Genomic DNA, 16,339 nt, shown 5'->3' with positions numbered 1-16,339 from the left:
CTGAACGTTTCGGTGTTCAGGGCTCCTCGGGCTGCGCGGCGGTGCTACTTCTTGGAGTCGCGCTTGACCCATGTCATCGGCGCGGATTTTCCGGGTGCCTGGATCAGGACACGTGCGGGAATGGCGACGATCTTCTGCTTCGGTTTCCCGTCGGCCGGGAAGAGATGAATCCGGTAGATGATGAACCCCTTGTACCCACCGGCGTTGGCGCGCCCGTCGAGCCATCCCACAGTGCCGTCGGGAACGTCGATCTCGGTGTCCTGTTCGGCCATGCTGGTCCACTTGTTGGTGGTGGTGACCGACTCGCTGTAGGTGAAGTTGAACTCGGCTCCCGTGTCGGGGCCGGGCGCCTTCGGTTTGATCGTCGTGGTGAGCTTCCCGCCGGCGGACCAGCCCTTCGTCCGGCCGGTGTCCCGTCCGACAGTGGCCTGAGTCTTGTAGGTGAGCTTCGCCTTCCCGGTCACTTCTGCCGTCGACTGCACGGTGGGGTATTTCTGGTCCAGAACGCCGACGAAACCGCAGTCGGAACCGTCCGCATCGTCCTTGCCGCAGTAGTGCTGGGCGTTCATGCCTTCCAGCCACGGCTCTTGGTCATCGCCACTGTTCCTGCGGATGTCGATCTCCGTACCGGGCGGGACGTCCCACCCCCTCCCGAGCCGGCTCTTCACGTCCCGTAGCGCATCGTCGAGCCGGTACACCTTCTCGACGTCCTCGCGCGTGACCCCGCGCCGGTCCTGCCCCAGAGCCGGGTACCCCTGGACCGCTTCCCGCTGATTCAGGGGTGCGGTCCGCTCCAGGAGGCTGATGACCTCCTGGTCACTCCCGTAGAACGTGTTGCCGCCGTCGTCGGCCGCGCTCGCAGTCTCCGGCTGGCCGGCTGTGGCCGGCGTCTGGTTTCCCATGAGTGTGGTCGCCACGAGTGCCGTGACGAGTGCCGCTGCCGCGAGGACAGCGGCACGCCGAGCCCTCCTTCCCGGCGTCGTGCGGTGCTTGCCGGGCTTGCCGGCTTTCGGTGCGCTCAAGGCATCTCCTCGGAATCGGTGTGCAGTCCGCACGTCGGCGGTGCTTCAGGTCGGGAAGGGCGGGTCATGAGGTTCCGCACGCCGTTGCGGTGTGCCGGCGCGGTCGGGCTTACGGGTCTTTCCGCTGCACGCGCTGGTAGGTGCCGCACGCCGGTTGGCGCGCCGGAGGTTCGTCCGGATCGCGGTGTGGTGGAGTGCGCAGCGGTCACCGATCGGATCGGTCACCCCTTTCACCTGCGGCAGGTCACCCGGATCCGCGCCGTCCGATGTAGCGGTCACGAGGTCTTCCAGCAGCTGCCCGGCGCCGCCCGACCCGCCGGACTTCTCCCCCCACAAGGAAGATGCCGACAAGTGTCGGGCGGGCCGGACGCGGGCGCTTCGGCGCGGCGAGCAACCCTCGTGACGAACACCAACGCCCTTGCGGTGATGGCCGTATCGACCACCCGTCACATGATCAGCGCCCCGACCACCCTCCCGCAGCCGCAATCGGGGCGGCCTTCTGGGTAGTTGAGCCGCACGAAAGTGCAACCTCAGGCATCTGCCGAGGGCAAAAGACGCGACCGTGGTGGGATTTCCCGGCCGCTGGGGCGAGGGAGCGGAAGCCGAACAGACACCTCCGACTTCGACTTCGTCGGAGCCCTGGATTGAACACCATCAGCCCCGCGGCGTAGTGATGCCCCAGAAGATAACTCCTCGGGTTGACGCCGACGTATATCCGGGGTCGCTACGTTGGGTTATATGCAGCGCCTGTACGAGTTCTTCCGCGGACATCCGACCATGGCAGATGGCTTGTGGGGGTTGGCCCTGCTGGGGTTCTCGGTGCTGCACGTCGTAGGGGACCACGGTTCGCAGTTGCAGCGTCTTCTGGAGGGTTCGGCCGCGTGCGCGCTGTCGCTGGTAGTGGCGCTGCGTCGCCGGGCACCGGAGAAGATGCTGCTGCTGGCGGGCGCTACCGGCATCGGCCAGCTTGCCTTTGACCTTCACCCGGTCCCGGGCGATGTAGCGATGCTCGTCATCGTTTGTACGGTCGCCTCCGCGGGTGCCCAGCGGGTGCCCAGCGGGTGCGCAGGCTCGCGCTGCTCGGGTCGCTGGGCGCCGCCGCGCTCTGCGGATGGCGCTGGCCCTCCCACACGCAGACACCCTGGAGCTGTCTGGTCACCGTCTTGTTCACCTCCATTGCATTCATCCTGGCCTGGCTGAGCGGGTACGCCCTGCACGCCCGGCGCGCGTACTACGCGCAGTTGGAGGGGCGCGCCGAGCGGTTGATGCGGGAGCGCGAAGCGGCAGCCGTCGCCGCCGCGCGCGCCGGGATAGCCGTCGAACTGCACGATGTCGTGGCGCACAACGTCTCGGCGATGGTCGTGCAGGCCGACGGCGCAGCACGCATCCTGGCCGCCTCGCCGAACCAGTCCAAGCGTGCGCTGTCCACCATCTCTCGGACCGGGCGCCTCGCGCTGGCCGAGATGCGCCAAATGCTGGGGCTGCTGGGCGAGTTGGACGCCAGCGGCAGCTCCTACGTGCCACAGCCCGGCGTCGACCAACTCGGCGACCTCATCGACCAGGTACGCGGCGCGGGCCTGCCGGTGGACCTCACGGTCGACGGAACGTCCCGGCCGCTGTCCATGGGAGCCGAACTGAGCGCCTATCGCATCGTGCAGGAGGCGCTGACCAACACCCGCAAACACGGCGGCCCACACGCCCACGCCATCGTCCACATCACCTACACGGACTCCGCACTCCACGTACTGGTCGAGGACGACGGGCTCGGTGCGCCGCACGAGTTGTATGAGGAGGGTGGGGCAGATGGCCTCGGCCAGGGCCTGCTCGGCATGCGCGAGCGCATCGGCATGGTCGATGGCACGCTGGCCGCTGGACCACGGCCCGGTGGCGGCTTTCGGATCAGCGCCACGCTTCCGCTCGACAAAGACGCCGGCGCCTACTCCTAGTGGCTCGTCCAGCAGTCTCGGCCGGGTGATCGAGGTGTGGCTCGTAGGCAGGCAGGATCTCGACTCGACCTGTCATTTTCTGATGTGCCGTCAGCTTGAGCTGCCGGTGCATTGGTTCGATGCGCGCGCGTTGAGCTCGGACGCGGGTGGCCTCGCGTGCCCGATGTGGCGAGGTGCTCGAATTGTGCAGCTGACTTCTCTGCAATAACCACGCCGAGAAGCTGTGCGGACCAGGCTGAGCCCGACAGGCCGGCCCGTTGGCCCATGCCCTCGGCTCTGTTGCGCTAACCGTCGCCCTGTTCGATGTGCAGATGGATTGGCCCGCGTAGAACGGGGCTGCGCCGGTACGGCGGCGGGTCGGCGACAAGCCTGGGCCGGTCGAGGCGGCGTACCAGCTCACTCAGTGCGATCTGAGTTTCCCTTCGGGCCAGCGGGCCGCCGAAGCACAGGTGGATGCCACTGCCGAACCCGAGGTGCTGGTTGTCACGCCGATCGGGGTCGAAGCGGTCGGGATCGTGGAAGCGGTTCGGATCGCGGCTGCCCGAGGCCAACATCAACATGATCCGCGAGCCCTTGGGGATCACGGTGCCGGCGACGGTGATGTCGCTGTACGCCGCCCGCCAGGGAATGATGTGCACGGGAGGCTCGTAGCGCAGCAGCTCCTCGACCAGCGGCACGACCAAGTCCGGTTCGCCGCACAGTCGTTGCAGCACCTGCGGGTGGCGCAGCAGCGTCAGCATGCCGTTGGTGATGAGATTGACGGTGGTCTCGTGGCCGGCGATCAGCAGCAGGTTGGCGGTGGCGACGATTTCCTCGTCGGTCATCCGCCCGTCGGGCCCGTCGTCGTTGGCCAGCCGTGACAACAGGTCGTCGCCCGGTCGGCCGTGGCGTTGGTCCAGCAGCCCGCCGAGGTACTGGTGAAGGTCTTTACGGGCCTGCACGCCCTTGTCCAATTTTTCCTTCGGGTCGGTCTTGGGGTTGTAGTCGATCGAGTTGATGAGGTCGTTCACCCAAAGGTGGAACCGCGGTTCGTCCTCACGTGGCACGCCGAGCAGGTGGCAGATCACGGTGACGGGGAACGGGTAGGCGAAGTCGTCGACGATGTCGATCTGCTCCTTGCCTGCGAAGTCGTCGATCAGGCTGCTGACGGCAGCGGTCAGGGCGCCTTCCATGCCGGTCACCAGCCCCGGGGTGTGCGGGGGGCCGAAATGGCGCATCGCCAGACGCCGCAGGCGGTCGTGCTCGGGCGGGTCGAGGTTGATGAACGCCGGCGTGGTCTGCTCCTCGGCTCCGGCCGTCGGGTGGGAGAGATTGCGGCTGTCCGAGCTCAGGTGCGGGTTGTGTAGTATGTCCGCGAGCTCGCGATAGGTGCTGATGACGTAACTGCCGTCCTCCTGCTGGGCCACCGGCGTCTTGCGCAGCTCGGCGTACAGCGGGTACGGGTCGGCTCGTGAGGAATAGTCGAGGATCCGGCGCAGCGTGTCGGGCGTCTCGGTCGTGGTCATCTCGCTTTCCCTCCTACCGGTGCTGGTACGCGGCCGTGACGCGTCGCTCACTCGGGTCATGACCGGTGACGACCACAGTGGCGCCCTGGGCGAGCAGGACGGGGCCGGGGAAGTCGACGGGCACCGGCTTCATGTCGGCGGGCTGGTCGGGCGTGGGGCACGGCGGTGGGAAGGGCGCGGCCGTCTCGATCAGCCGCCGGTAGTGGTCCAGCCACTTCGCGTTGTCGAAACTCACCGCCGCGGTGACGCGGCCCCGATAGCCGTATGCGGCGACGAAGCGGTGGTCGGGCACCGACCCCTGGGTGACGACCACCTCGTCGGCGAAGGTCGGCACGCCGACCGACTTGATGTTGACGCCGAACTGGATCGACCAGAAGACCGGGAGGCACAGGTGGGGCCAGCGATCCGCCTGGCCGCTGACCATGTTGTGCGCCGCGACCTCGGCCTGCTCCACGGCGTTGGCCCAGTGCTCCAGCGAGATGAGCCGGTACTCGTAGATCGGATTCGGGCAGCGTGCCACGTCTCCGGCGGCGAAGATGTCGTCGGTGACCAGGCCGTTGAGGTCGAGGGCGCGGCAGCCCGTGTCGCAGGCGATTCCCCAGACACCCGCCGCCAGTCCCGAGTCCCGCAGCCACTCGGTGTTGCGGATGCCGCCGAGTGCGACCACCGCCACGTCGGCGTCGACCGTACTGCCGTCGTCGAAGTGGGCGCGGCGCAGCCGCCCCTGTGCGTCGCCCTCCAGCTGCGTGACCTTGACACCGCAACGCAGGTCGACACCGTGAGCGCGCTGCATGTCCGCCGCGACCTCACCGATCATGGCGCCGAGCGCCCCGACCAGCGGCGCCGGCGCGAGTTCGGCGACGGTCACCGGGATGTTCCGTTCGCGGCAGATGGACGCGATCTCGGAGCCGGTGAATCCCGCACCGATGACCAGTACCCGGGAGGGCCCGGCGGCGAGGGCTCGCTGGAGGCCCTCGGCGTGTTCGCGCGTACGCACGATGAACACCCCGTCCAGAGCCGCCTCGCTCTCGACGAACCAAGGCCGGGCCCGAACCCCGGTAGAGATCAGCACCCGGTCGAAGGGAATCTTGCGTCCGTCGGTCAGAAGCACGTGGTTGGTCGCCAGGTCCAGCCCGCCGGCGGGCACGCCCAGCAGCCACTCCGCATCGATGTCACGACGTCGGGGGAGCTTGGTGCCCCCGGCCGGCACCCATCCGGTCAGTACCTGTTTGGACAGGGGAGGCCGGTCGTAGGGCTCGCCCAACTCGTCGCCGATCATGGTCAACGATCCGGTGAAACCCTCGTTGCGCAGGGCCTCCGCGGCCCGCAGTCCGGCCAGGGACGCCCCGACGACCACGATGCGGCCGTCGCGCTTGAACGCTTGCAGATTGTCGGCGCTGGTCATGACGGTGACGCCTCCGCCGGTGCGTCCCGCCCCTCCAACTGGTCGACCAGAATCGCTTGGACCGGGCAGGCCGCCGCGGCGCGCAGCACCTGCTCGCGCCGGGCGTCGTCGGGGTTCGGGTCGTACATCAGCGCTTCCTCGCCGTGCATCCGGAACGCGTCCGGTGCCAGGAAGGCGCACTGCGCATACCCTTCACATCGGGAAAGATCAACGACAACTCTCATCCCGACCTCCACAGGGACTGCGAGCTGCGGGCCCGGAAGCCGGTGCCATTCCGGCGCACAAGGCGCGAGACGGCTGGCGCGAGGAGAATTGGCCGTTGCCCCGCTCCGCGGACTGCGAGGGGGCGCATCGCGCTCGTCGGGTCGCCGCAGAAAGAATTGGTTGTCGCGCATGAGGCGACCGGCGGGTAGAACCGCTCAGGGATCCTGACCTTCTTGCCACACAGCCTATCCCGCGCAGACACCGCCCGCACTCCGGAAGGACTGTCCTGCCGATTGGCGCCGGAGCTCCATATCCTTGAGGCCCGGTTGCGTTCGACCGGTCCGCGCAATCTGCCCGCGGCCGGCGTGTGGCCTGGGCTTTCGGATGGTTCGGTGTCGACAGGGGGCGAGCAGATCCACACGAGGTCGTGAGGTCGGCCAGTCGAGGAGGAACACCGGTGTGAGCGTGACTCGGGGAGCCCCACAGGGCGTCATTCCCGCGCGACTGCTGAAAGGCCAGAAGGCACGCGTCACCGGCGCGAACTCGGGCATCGGCAAGGCGACGGCCATCGGCCTGGGGCGCGCCGGAGCCAACGAGGTCGTGAACCACGTCGCAGGACGCGAGGATGCCGATCAGGTGGTCGAGGAGATCTCCGGGTTGGGAGTGCGCGCGGCGGCGTACCAGGCCGATGTGTCCCAGGAGGACCAGGTCGTCGCGATGTTTGACCGGATGGTCCAGGAGTTCGGGACCATCGACATCCTCGTGGCCAACGCCGGGTTGCAGCGCGACGCTCCGTTCACCGAGATGACGACAGCCCAGTGGCAGAAGGTGCTGGGCGTCAACCTCACCGGCCAGTTCCTGTGCGCTCGGGAGACGACGAAGGAGTTTTTGAGAAGGGGAGTCGTCCCCGAGGTGTCGCGAGCCGCCGGGAAGATCATTTGCCTGAGCTCGGTGCACCAACTCATCGCTTGGGCCGGTCGCGTCAACTACGCGGCCTCCAAGGGCGGCGTGCAGATGATGATGGAGACCCTCGCCCAGGAGCTCGCGCCCCACAAGGATCAGGGGCAACGCAATTGCTCCAGGAGCCATCAGGACGCCCGTCAATCGCAGCGCCTGGAACACTCCCGAAGCCGAGAAGGACCTGTTGGAGCTGATCCCTTACGGACGCGTCGGTGATCCGGAGGACATCGCCTACGCGGTCGTCGGGCTCGCCTCAGACCTCATGGACTACGTGGGTACCACTCTCTACGTGGACGGCGGCATGACCCTCTTCCCCGGTTTCGCCACCGGCGGCTGAACCGCTACGCGACTTCGGGCGGCACGCTCCAACGCTCCCGGCATGCGGCAAGCGCGCCTTCGTCGTGCATCCCGGATCCGAAACAGTGCTCCCGGCCACGTGATGGTCTTCATGGTCCGAGCCGGTTGCCGGCTCGATCCAGTGACTGTGAGGGACGCTCCTGCTCCACGGACAGTGCGGCAGCCGGCTTGCTGAGCTTCGCACCCACGGATGACGGGACGCCCTCCTCTGCCAACAACCGCCCTGCGGTGGTCGGTTGAGAGCCGCATTCAATGAAATGAGGGCATCGCTCCATGCCGGGTGTGTCAACGCCTGAAGGAAGCTGCCGAGCCGGCATCCCGAGACAGTCAAGTTCCAGGCCTCGCCGGTGAACGGACTTCGGCCCCCCGGCACGGGGAGGGCTCGGTGCAGTCCAAGATCTGTCGGTCAGTCACAGGTTCCTCCTCCGGGGTGCCGATGACGAAGCGGGGCCAGGCGAGGAGGACCACAGGGTAGATGGCGTAGCCGACGCGGGTGGCCGGGGACAGCGCTATTGCGAGTGCCAGGCCGAGCGCCAGCCGGTCGGCGGCGGCAACGGAACTCCGAGGCGGGCGGACCAGCAGGGACGCCCCCACGGCCATGGCGCTCAAAGCGATCAGGGCGAGGGTGACCGACTGGCCGTGCGGCACCAGCGAGATGATCAGGTGTCCGAGGAGAGGGCTCTGCGCGGAGGATGCTGTGGGTCCCAGCCCCAGCGGGTAGAGCACCGCGTTCTCATAGAACGCCGCGACATACACCAGGACCGCGGGCAGTACGGAGAACGCTGCGATCCCCGCAGCCGTCGCCCCGCAGCTGAGCGCGGCCCGCTTCCCCCGGCGTACGGCGAGCAGGGCGACGACCACCGGCACCGCGGGCCAGGCGGTCCACTTCAGTGTTGCCGCCAGGCCCAGGACCAGGCCCGCGCGCCCAGCATTGCCCCGGTCCGCGAAAGCCAGGGCCAGGCACATCAGCCCGATCACCGGCGGATCCACGCCCCCAATGGCGAGCGGCAGCGCCACCACAGGGCAGGCGGTCAGCCAGCAGAGGCCCGTTCTCCGGCGGTCGGCCAGCACTCGCATGGCGCCGACCATGGCCGCGACGAAACCGACGACGAACCACAGCCGGGCGCCGGCGAAGAGGGAGTCGCCGAACAGCAGGTGCGGTATCCCGAAGAGGGTCATGCCGGGCAGGTAGGGGTTGAAGTCCGCTATCGCCCGCGGCTCGGAGTTGTAGGGGGTACCGGAGGAGAACAGCAGGTCCGCAGCCCGCTCCACCACGCCGACCTCCATCTGCGCCTTGCCGATCACCGTCAGGTACAGCAACGGCGCGACGAGGGCACCGGTGACCGCGATCAGCGCGGGCGTGCGTGCCCAGACACGGGACGATCTCAGCGCCACCAGGGCGGCGCAGCCATACCCCACCGAGGCGGACAGCCCCCACGCCTGCTGCGAGGTGTTGGCGGGAGACATCAGCCCCACCACGAGCGCCGCCACGGCGCACGCCGCCAGGGCCGGCCGGTCCCATCGTCGGCGGGCACCGGTCGGCGGCTTTTGGGCAGGGGTCGGCCACGGGGGAGGGGGTGTGTGCATGAGCACGACTATACGCATTGCGTATACGTGTCGTGTCTACATATGGTGTCTAGTCTTGTGGGCTATCGAATCCGTCGCTCTGAGCCGCAATCGATGAGCACGACCTGCCGTGGGCTGCCGGTCCGGAATCGCCACATCAAGAAGCTGCGGTGTGCCAGGAAGTTCGACCGGTCGTCAGCGGTGATCGACTCCGCCCACGTCGGGGCTGCCCGTAGGAGCCCAAAGCGGTCCCGGCCCGATCGATCGCACGCGGCCGGGCGGCAAGCACCACGTCCTGACCGATGCGCAGGGCATTCCCCTTGCGGTGTCGCTGACCGGCGGCAACCGCAACGAAGTCACCCAGCTCATGCCCCTGTTGAACAAGGTGTCCCCGTTGCCGGGGGCGTCGGACGTCCGCGTGGACAGCCCGAGATGCCGATTGCGGACCGGGGCCACGACCACGACAAGCACCGCCGGCTCGTGTGGGCCCCGGGCATCGAATCCGTGATTGCCGGCCGCGGTGTCCCACATGGATCCGGCCTCGGCGTCTGACGATGCGTGGCCGAACGGCCGCCCGTCGACGCAGCGGCCGTCCTCCTCGGACCGGTGCGCGGGGCGGGGAGACCTCCGCGCCCACCGTTCGCCATCGCGTGCAAGGCCGAATGGTCCATCCGCCTGTCCGAATGCGTACGACAGGTCAACCGGGTGTCCGCGAAAGCGGGTTACCCGTTCGGAGTGGCGGTGGCGAAGGCCACCCGGGAGAGAGTCCAGGACGGGCGCGCGGTCGATACGGCCACGATCGCATGTGTGTGGGGAAAGCTCCGCGAGGCCGGCGAGCGCAGATACTGAGAGGGCCCCGGCGCCAGGTGATGTGATCGGACGCCGGGGCCCATCTCCTTACTTTGCTCCCTTATTTACCGCCGCCATGGCTGCCGCCCTCGCCACCGCCATGGTCGCCGCCTTCGCCACCGCCACCGCCATGGCCGTGACCCTCGTCGCCGCCCATTTGGTCGACCCTGTTGTCGCAGCCGATCTGGGAGCCCATCGAGCTGGCCTGCGCACCCGGCGAGCCCTCGCCGCCGAGCGCGTTGCCCAGCACGCCGTTCAGAATCCCGACCTCGCCGAGCACGTCGACATTCAGGTCGTGCGTCCGGCACTGAGAGCCCTGCCTGACGTCGAACCCGCCTTGGCCGCCCGCGTAGGCGGGGCCGGCGCCGAGGGCGGCGATGCTGCCGAGGGTGGCGGCTAGGACGGCAGCCTTGTGAAGCTTGTGCATTTTTTCTCCGGAAGTGTGAGCGGATCTGTTCTGTGATGTACCGACTTCGTGCATTTATGGAAGGTTAATACCAAATATGACGAAGGAATTCGCAGACGCGCCGGATCGATCCGACCTTGGCCAACGTTGCGACCTCTCCGAAGCGGGCGCGTCACAGGCCCCGGTGAACGGGTCCGTACACGCCCGTTTTTGTATGAGGAGAACCCGTGACGACCCCGACCAGGAACTTGACACCGCTCCCGCAGGTGCTGGAGCAGCGCCGGGAGTACGCCTCGGCACCCCCGCAGTCGCCCCGGACTTGGACGTCCGTCATCGCGACGGTGCCGGCGGACGTCGATGCCCGGTCCTGCGCCGACGACGGACGGCGTTCCAGCACCGCCGAGCAGCCGAGCGGGGTCGGCTGCTCGGGTGTCGGCGAGGGACCTGGTCGGGGCCTTCGGCGTCGCATCGTCGGTCACCTGCGCTGCCGGGGCGGCTGAGGAGTCGGGTCCGGTGCGCCGGTGTCCTTCGGGACGGCATGAGTTCCGTCGGCGCTGTCGTCGATCGACGGTCCCTCATCTGGCAAGGCGGCGCAGGCAGATGAGAGTGCAGGCCATGGGCCTGGCACACCCGATCGAAAGCTCCGCGGACGTCGTCAGGTGGGTTGCCGGGGGAGGCGACGGGGTTCACGCGTTCAGACGGTGTGGAGGGCCGAGGCGAGTTCGGTGACGCCTGTGTCCTTCAGCGCGCTGTAGTGATCGGCGCCTAGGTTGATCACGGTCGGGGGCGCGGCGGAGTAGCCGGACCATGTTTCGATGAACGAGTAGTCGTCACCAGCGGCCTTGAAGATGGTGACCGGTACGTGGAGCCGGCGTTCGGCCATTTCGCGGGCGTTGTACTGGAACTCGTACGTTCGCGCGACGATCCGGGTGATCCGGCGGATCAGCTGCTCGTCCAGTGCGGGGAGCAGGTGGTGGATGAACGTGACGAAGCTGTCTTCGTCGCGGGCTGCCGCTGAGCACCGGTCGAGGTCCGGCCCGGTGATGGACCCCGTGAAGACGGAGAACAGGATCGTCAGATACGCAGGGTTGGCGTAGGACGCCTGACGCCCGTAGCGGTCGGCGTTGGCATGGTGGACCTTCGGATTGCCGGGGCAGAGCAGCAGCAGGTTGTCCACCGGTTGGCCGGTCTGCTCAAGCTGCCATGCCGCCTCGAAGGCGACCCGGGCGCCGAAGGAGTAGCCCCACAGGGTGTACGGGCCTTCGGTCTGCACGCGCCGAATCTCGGCGAGGTCGGCGGCGGCCATCGCCTGGATGGTCGGGTAGGGCTCTTCACCGGGGTTGATGCCGTGTGCCTGGATCCCGTGAAAGGGCCGGCCCATGGCTGCCTGTCGTGCGAGCAGACGCAGGTTCATCGGGTAGCCGCCCAGTCCGGGCCAGCAGAAGACGGGCCGCCCGACGCCCGCGTCGTGCAGGGGAACCAGCCGGGAAGACGGGCGGGCGGTGCAGTCGGCGATGCGGGCCGCGAGGTCGGCCAGTTTCGGGTGCTCGAAGACGACCTGGAGCGGTAGCCGGGTATGGAACTCCCGGTTGGTCGTCAAGATGAGCTCGACGGCGGTCAGAGAGTCGCCGCCGCAGGCGAAGAAGTCGTCCTCGACCGAGACGCTGTCGTACTTCAGGGCCTTGCCCCACGCCTCGGCGAGCCACTTCTCATGCCGTGTCGCGGGGGCGACATACGGGGTGGTGCGGTCCGCGGGCCGCACCCGGTCGGAGGCGGTGAGGGCATGGACGTCGACTTTCCCGTTCGCCGTCAGTGGCAACCTGTCGAGCACCAGAACCCGGTCGGGGACCATGAAGTCGGGCAACACACGGACCAGTTCGTCCTTGATGATCTCGGCCGGTCCCTTCATGTGGACCACGTCCTCGCGCATGCCCTCGCTTCGGATCTGCTCGTCGCTGACCTTGCCGCCGAGGAAGAAGTACGAGGGGCCGGTGGGGATGCCGCAGGAGGCCAGTATGTCGTCGATGCGCCGGGCGGCGGGCAGGGGATGGCCCGTCTTCGAGCTGTATCCCGAGGACATCAAGCCGAGATTCAGGCTGTTGCGTTGCAGATGGTGGAGTTTCCTGCCCAGGGCCATGTACTCCAGCCAAGGCTGGTCGGCGTGGCTGACGGCGGTGATGCCGAAGCTCGCTCGCTGGTAGACCTGCTGGTTGATGGCGATGACATGCTTCGGCAGCACGAGTTCATCCGAGATGCGCTCCAACTCGCCGCAGATGTAGCGGTACTGGCCTGCCGGCAGATCCTGAACGCGTCCCGGATGGGACTGCACATAGATCTCGGTGGAGTCCCGCCACGGTTCCCCGCCGGCGGGGCGGATGGCGAACGTGCCCAGGTAGTAGTCCTCGTCGGAAACGTCCAGGAAGTCCTTGACGGCCCCGTCGTGGACCAACGGCCGGATGGTCAGCCCGTACTGTGGCAGCACTTCCTCGAAGACTCCGGCCATGTGCCCGGCTTCGATCTCCAGCACTTCCTGGATGTTGTTCCTGTACACCGGCTCGATGGCCCGCTTGCAGCCCAGGAAGTGGACCGACAGTTGGCGTTGCGATGGGTGGGAAGGGGGGCCGATCCGTACCAGGGCGTGGTCGACGGGGTGGTAGTAGTACACGCCTGGCTCAAGTCCTGCTGTTCCGCCGCCGGTTTCCACGTACAGCTGCGTGGCGTACAGGGCTCCCGGGGAGGCGTAGGCGTACTTCGGCAGCAGCCGCTGGCCGCTGTGGTACGCACCGAACCAACGCAGCAACTCGCCCAGTTCCGCGAACGTCAGCTCGTCCAGCCCGCGGGACGGGCCGGCGACCGGGCGTTCGGCGAGCAGGGCCAGCACGGTGTTCCGGGTGACCGGGTCGCCGTCGTAGAAGCGGTACGTCTTGCGGGCGAAGACCTCCCTGTGCTGCCGGGACGTCTCCTGTCTGCCGGGCAGCTCCACCACGGGCCGACCGGCCAGCTGCTCGTGGCGCCGCAGACCCGGGTTGGACAACTGCGCCCTGACCTGAAGCCTGCTGGCCTTGGACTGGTGGTGGGCACCATGGTTGCCCTGGTCCATCAGTGCCGCTTCCTTGGGGTTCAGCTCGACGCAGGCCACCAGATTCGCCGAGCCGGTGCTCGGGTTGTCGGTGACGACCACCGCCGCGCGCCTGACCCACATGTGCTCCTCGATGGCCAGGGCGACCTCATCGAGCTCGACGCGACAGCCGCGCAGTTTGACCTGGTTGTCGACCCGGCCGACGAACTGGATCGTGCCGTCCGGGTTCCAGTACGCCAGGTCGCCGGTACGGTACACGCGATCAGCGGAGGCGAACGGTGAAATGATGAAGCGTTCTTGAGTCAGCTCGGGTTGGTTCAGGTACCCGCGAGCCAGTTGGGTGCCGCCGATGTACAGCTCGCCTGTCTCCTCGATGCCCACCGGCGCCAGGTTGGCGTCGAGGATGAAGCACTGTGTGTCGCCGACCGGCGCCCCGATCGGCACGCTGCCCGTGCCGTCACCGGCCGCGTCCGGGTCCACCGGCCAGGCGGTGGCGTTGATGGTGGCCTCCGTCGGCCCGTACAGGTTGACGAGCGAGACCCACGGAAGCTCGTCGGCCACAGCCCGGGCGAGCCGCCACGACAGCACCTCACCGCCGGAGAACACCCGCCGTAGCGAGGTGCACAGGCCGAACTCCTCGGAATCCAGGAGCGCTTGCAGCAGCCTGGGCACGCACTGCAACGTGGTTACCTGGTAGTTGACAACAGCGGCGACCAGGGCTTGCGGGTCCCGATAGATGCCGTGTGTGCCCATGACGACCCGGCCGCCGACGGCCGGGGCGAGGATTTCCCACTGGGCCGCATCGAAACTCATCGGCGTCTTCTGAAGCACGGTGACGTCCTGGCCCAGGTACCCGAAGTCGTGCATCCACCGCATCTGGGAAGCGATGCTGTGGTGCTCTATCATCACGCCCTTCGGTCTGCCGGTGCTGCCGGAGGTGTAGATGACGTACGCCAGCGAGTCCGGCCGCACCGCCACTGGGGCGAGCGTGGTGCAGCAGTTTCGCACGTCGGCCGGGGTGACCACCCGGGTGCCAGGTGGGGCCAGCTCGGCCAGCTGGGCCGCCAGATGGCCCTGTGTGACGATGACGCGCGTCCGGCTGTCGTCGATCATGTAGCGGAGCCGGTCCTCCGGGTACCCCGGCGACAGCGGCAGATATGCAGCTCCGGCAAAGAGGATGCCCCACACCCCCGTCATCAGCTCCAGGGACGGTTCGGCGAACACCCCGATGCTCTCCTCCAGGCCCGCACCGAGTTCACGGAGAAACGCCGCCATGCGGCGCGCCGACTCCGCAAGCTCGCGGTACGTCAGGCACTGGTCGCCGCAGACCACCGCGACGGCATCGGGCCGTGCTTCGACCTGCTGCTTCAGCAGTTCGGGCAGGGACCCCATCCTGGTGTGGTCGATCGGTGCGCGACGCGGTGCGGTCTTCACAGTCTTCCCCTGCTGGCCGAGAACTGTTGGGACGGGGCTGTGGCGATCGTTCCGGCCACTGCCCGCAGCGATGTCTGCCGCTTGGGCTGGGCCGGTACGGCGGCCACGACGACAGGCGCGACGCCGATCAGATGCAGGGGCGTTGGCACCCGCGGCGGACGGACGGTTGCTGCGAGCGGCCGGTGAACCCCAGGACGGACAAGCCAACGCGGGAACTCGGCCGATGCTCCGGAACCCGTTCACCTAGGCGAACAGGCGAACAGCGTCCCCATGGCGCGATCTGCGCGAGCCCGGCCACGTTGGCGCCGGTGATGAGGCTCGGCAGTCCTTCAGCGAAGGGTGACCGAAGCCGGCACCACGCCACCGGTCGTCAGCTGCCGTCCGGTGAGAGCCGGCCGGCGCCACCGTCCGGTGAGCGCAGTGCCGGGCACCGAAGACACCGCTCCGCTCCCTCAACAGGAGCTGCCGGTGGCAACACCATCACCGACTGACCCACGACGACCAGGGCCGCCACGCCCGGAGGCCCGGTGGCAGACGGCCACGGACAACAGGCGGCAGACAGCGCAGAAGTTCAACGCCCCCGACACCCGAGCATGCCGCCACCGCACCCCGCGCTGCGGAATCCACCCCGTCGCAAGCAGCGCCACCCCGCCGGGAAGCACTGGCACCGTGGAGTCCCGAAACAGCCGACCGGACGGCAGCAGCTCCATCGTCACCAGACAGGGGCTGACCCACGCCGGTGACACCAGCGCCGTCAGCCCACCATCGAACGCCTGCCAATTGCCCTGAATCCAGCCCCGTGGCTCCGAGCAGGTCACGCAGAGCCATGACCGACAGTGCACATGTGCGCACGACACCATCTCCGATTCGCTGGGAGTGAGCCGGGACGCCGGACGACGTTCTTCGCCACCGGCCCACGCGGTGTGAACCGACGCGGACGGCGAGTCAGACAGGCATCTTCCAGCGACCCCGCCTCGGCATGAGGTCGCACCCCTGGTCCGCGGCGCTGACGTAGCGACCTCGCCCGGCCGTCTGTCTTTCAGACTCTCCAGCCACACGTGCGGCGAAATCAGCACTCATCAGGTCTCCAGCCGCTCAGCCGGGTTTCCGTTCCCTCAGAGGAACTGCACTGATGTCCTAACACAACGATACGCCCGACAGCGCCAAGCCTCACGCTCAGCGCTCCTCCCGGATCGGCGTCGGCCCGGCCCTTGGCCAGCTTTTTACCCGCACCCCACGCTGAGCGTCCCCGGCTCGATGGCCTACATCTGTGCGTCCATCCACCAGCCCCCGGCTCTGCTGTCCCAGCGGAACCGCGACGAGTCCTCCACGTTGTGTTGCTGGAGGGTGCGTCAATGTCAGGGCAGCCAGCGGCGGAGGCAGGCGAGGATGGCCAGGGGCTGGTAGTGGCGGGCGTGTTTGCGAAGGTCAGGACGGCGTATGAGCCGCTGGAGCCGCTGACCGCTGGCTCGATGCGCTGCGATCGAAGCTCCCCGAAGACACCATCCACCTTAGAAGTCATCTCATTTGGTGAGTCTGCGGTAGCGGATGAGGGTGCAGGCGATGCTGGTGAAGGCGAGGAAGTGGTCGGCTTTGCGCTCGTAGC

The 16,339-nt window shown here is 67.9% G+C and carries 10 protein-coding genes and 2 pseudogenes; 5 read left to right on the top strand and 7 right to left on the bottom strand.

Features of this window, described 5'->3' with window-relative positions:
• Nucleotides 1-44: 44 nt before the first annotated feature.
• Nucleotides 45-1,022 carry a hypothetical protein gene (locus IEZ17_RS36810; RefSeq protein WP_189307979.1) on the bottom strand — a complete coding sequence of 326 codons (978 nt, stop codon included), beginning with the start codon at nt 1,020-1,022 and terminating at the stop codon, nt 45-47.
• A gap of 738 nt (nt 1,023-1,760) precedes the next feature.
• Here IEZ17_RS36810 and IEZ17_RS36805 point away from each other — a divergent pair.
• Nucleotides 1,761-2,968 (top strand): annotated as a pseudogene (locus tag IEZ17_RS36805) (sensor histidine kinase).
• Between the two features lie 284 nt (nt 2,969-3,252).
• Here IEZ17_RS36805 and IEZ17_RS36800 read toward each other — a convergent pair.
• Genes IEZ17_RS36800 through IEZ17_RS36790 form a run of 3 tightly spaced genes read right to left on the bottom strand, consistent with a single transcriptional unit; the run spans nt 3,253 to nt 6,102 of the window.
• Entirely contained in the window at nt 3,253-4,473 is a 1,221-nt protein-coding gene (locus IEZ17_RS36800) for a cytochrome P450 (RefSeq protein ID WP_189307978.1), read from the bottom strand.
• A gap of 13 nt (nt 4,474-4,486) precedes the next feature.
• The gene (locus IEZ17_RS36795) at nt 4,487-5,878 is read right to left on the bottom strand and encodes an NAD(P)/FAD-dependent oxidoreductase (protein ID WP_189307977.1); all 1,392 of its coding nucleotides are present in this window, start codon (nt 5,876-5,878) and stop codon (nt 4,487-4,489) included.
• Nucleotides 5,875-6,102, bottom strand: coding sequence for a ferredoxin (locus tag IEZ17_RS36790; RefSeq protein WP_189307976.1), 228 nt, complete (start codon nt 6,100-6,102; stop codon nt 5,875-5,877). Before IEZ17_RS36790 ends, IEZ17_RS36795 begins: the two co-directional genes overlap by 4 nt.
• A 484-nt stretch (nt 6,103-6,586) precedes the next feature.
• Here IEZ17_RS36790 and IEZ17_RS36785 point away from each other — a divergent pair.
• Nucleotides 6,587-7,379 (top strand): annotated as a pseudogene (locus IEZ17_RS36785) (SDR family oxidoreductase).
• A 347-nt stretch (nt 7,380-7,726) separates the two neighbouring features.
• On the opposite strand, the gene IEZ17_RS36780 reads toward IEZ17_RS36785, so the two are convergent.
• Nucleotides 7,727-8,986, bottom strand: a complete 1,260-nt coding sequence (locus tag IEZ17_RS36780; protein WP_229852997.1) for a glycosyltransferase family 87 protein — start codon at nt 8,984-8,986, stop codon at nt 7,727-7,729.
• Between the two features lie 205 nt (nt 8,987-9,191).
• Between IEZ17_RS36780 and IEZ17_RS45075 the strand changes: the two genes are divergently transcribed.
• Nucleotides 9,192-9,473 (top strand): transposase, encoded by a 282-nt coding sequence (locus IEZ17_RS45075; protein ID WP_189308000.1) that lies wholly within the window; start codon nt 9,192-9,194, stop codon nt 9,471-9,473.
• A gap of 402 nt (nt 9,474-9,875) precedes the next feature.
• Here IEZ17_RS45075 and IEZ17_RS36770 read toward each other — a convergent pair whose 3' ends face one another.
• Nucleotides 9,876-10,241 carry a hypothetical protein gene (locus IEZ17_RS36770; RefSeq protein ID WP_189307975.1) on the bottom strand — a complete coding sequence of 122 codons (366 nt, stop codon included), beginning with the start codon at nt 10,239-10,241 and terminating at the stop codon, nt 9,876-9,878.
• 206 nt (nt 10,242-10,447) lie between these two features.
• Here IEZ17_RS36770 and IEZ17_RS36765 point away from each other — a divergent pair, with 206 nt between their 5' ends.
• Nucleotides 10,448-10,720 carry a hypothetical protein gene (locus IEZ17_RS36765; protein ID WP_189307974.1) on the top strand — a complete coding sequence of 91 codons (273 nt, stop codon included), beginning with the start codon at nt 10,448-10,450 and terminating at the stop codon, nt 10,718-10,720.
• A 194-nt stretch (nt 10,721-10,914) separates the two neighbouring features.
• Here IEZ17_RS36765 and IEZ17_RS36760 read toward each other — a convergent pair whose 3' ends face one another.
• Complete coding sequence (locus tag IEZ17_RS36760; RefSeq protein ID WP_229852996.1) at nt 10,915-14,733, bottom strand: non-ribosomal peptide synthetase family protein; 3,819 nt, start codon at nt 14,731-14,733, stop codon at nt 10,915-10,917.
• Nucleotides 14,734-16,088: 1,355 nt separating this feature from the next.
• Here IEZ17_RS36760 and IEZ17_RS43385 point away from each other — a divergent pair.
• Nucleotides 16,089-16,339 (top strand): hypothetical protein (locus IEZ17_RS43385; RefSeq protein WP_229852995.1); only part of this gene is annotated, 251 nt, incomplete at its 3' end.

It is taken from the genome of Streptomyces albospinus (genome assembly GCF_014648695.1).
GTDB classification, from domain to species: domain Bacteria; phylum Actinomycetota; class Actinomycetes; order Streptomycetales; family Streptomycetaceae; genus Streptomyces; species Streptomyces albospinus.
Note: the sequence above shows the minus strand (reverse complement) of the source record. Positions and strands in the feature narration are given on the sequence as shown.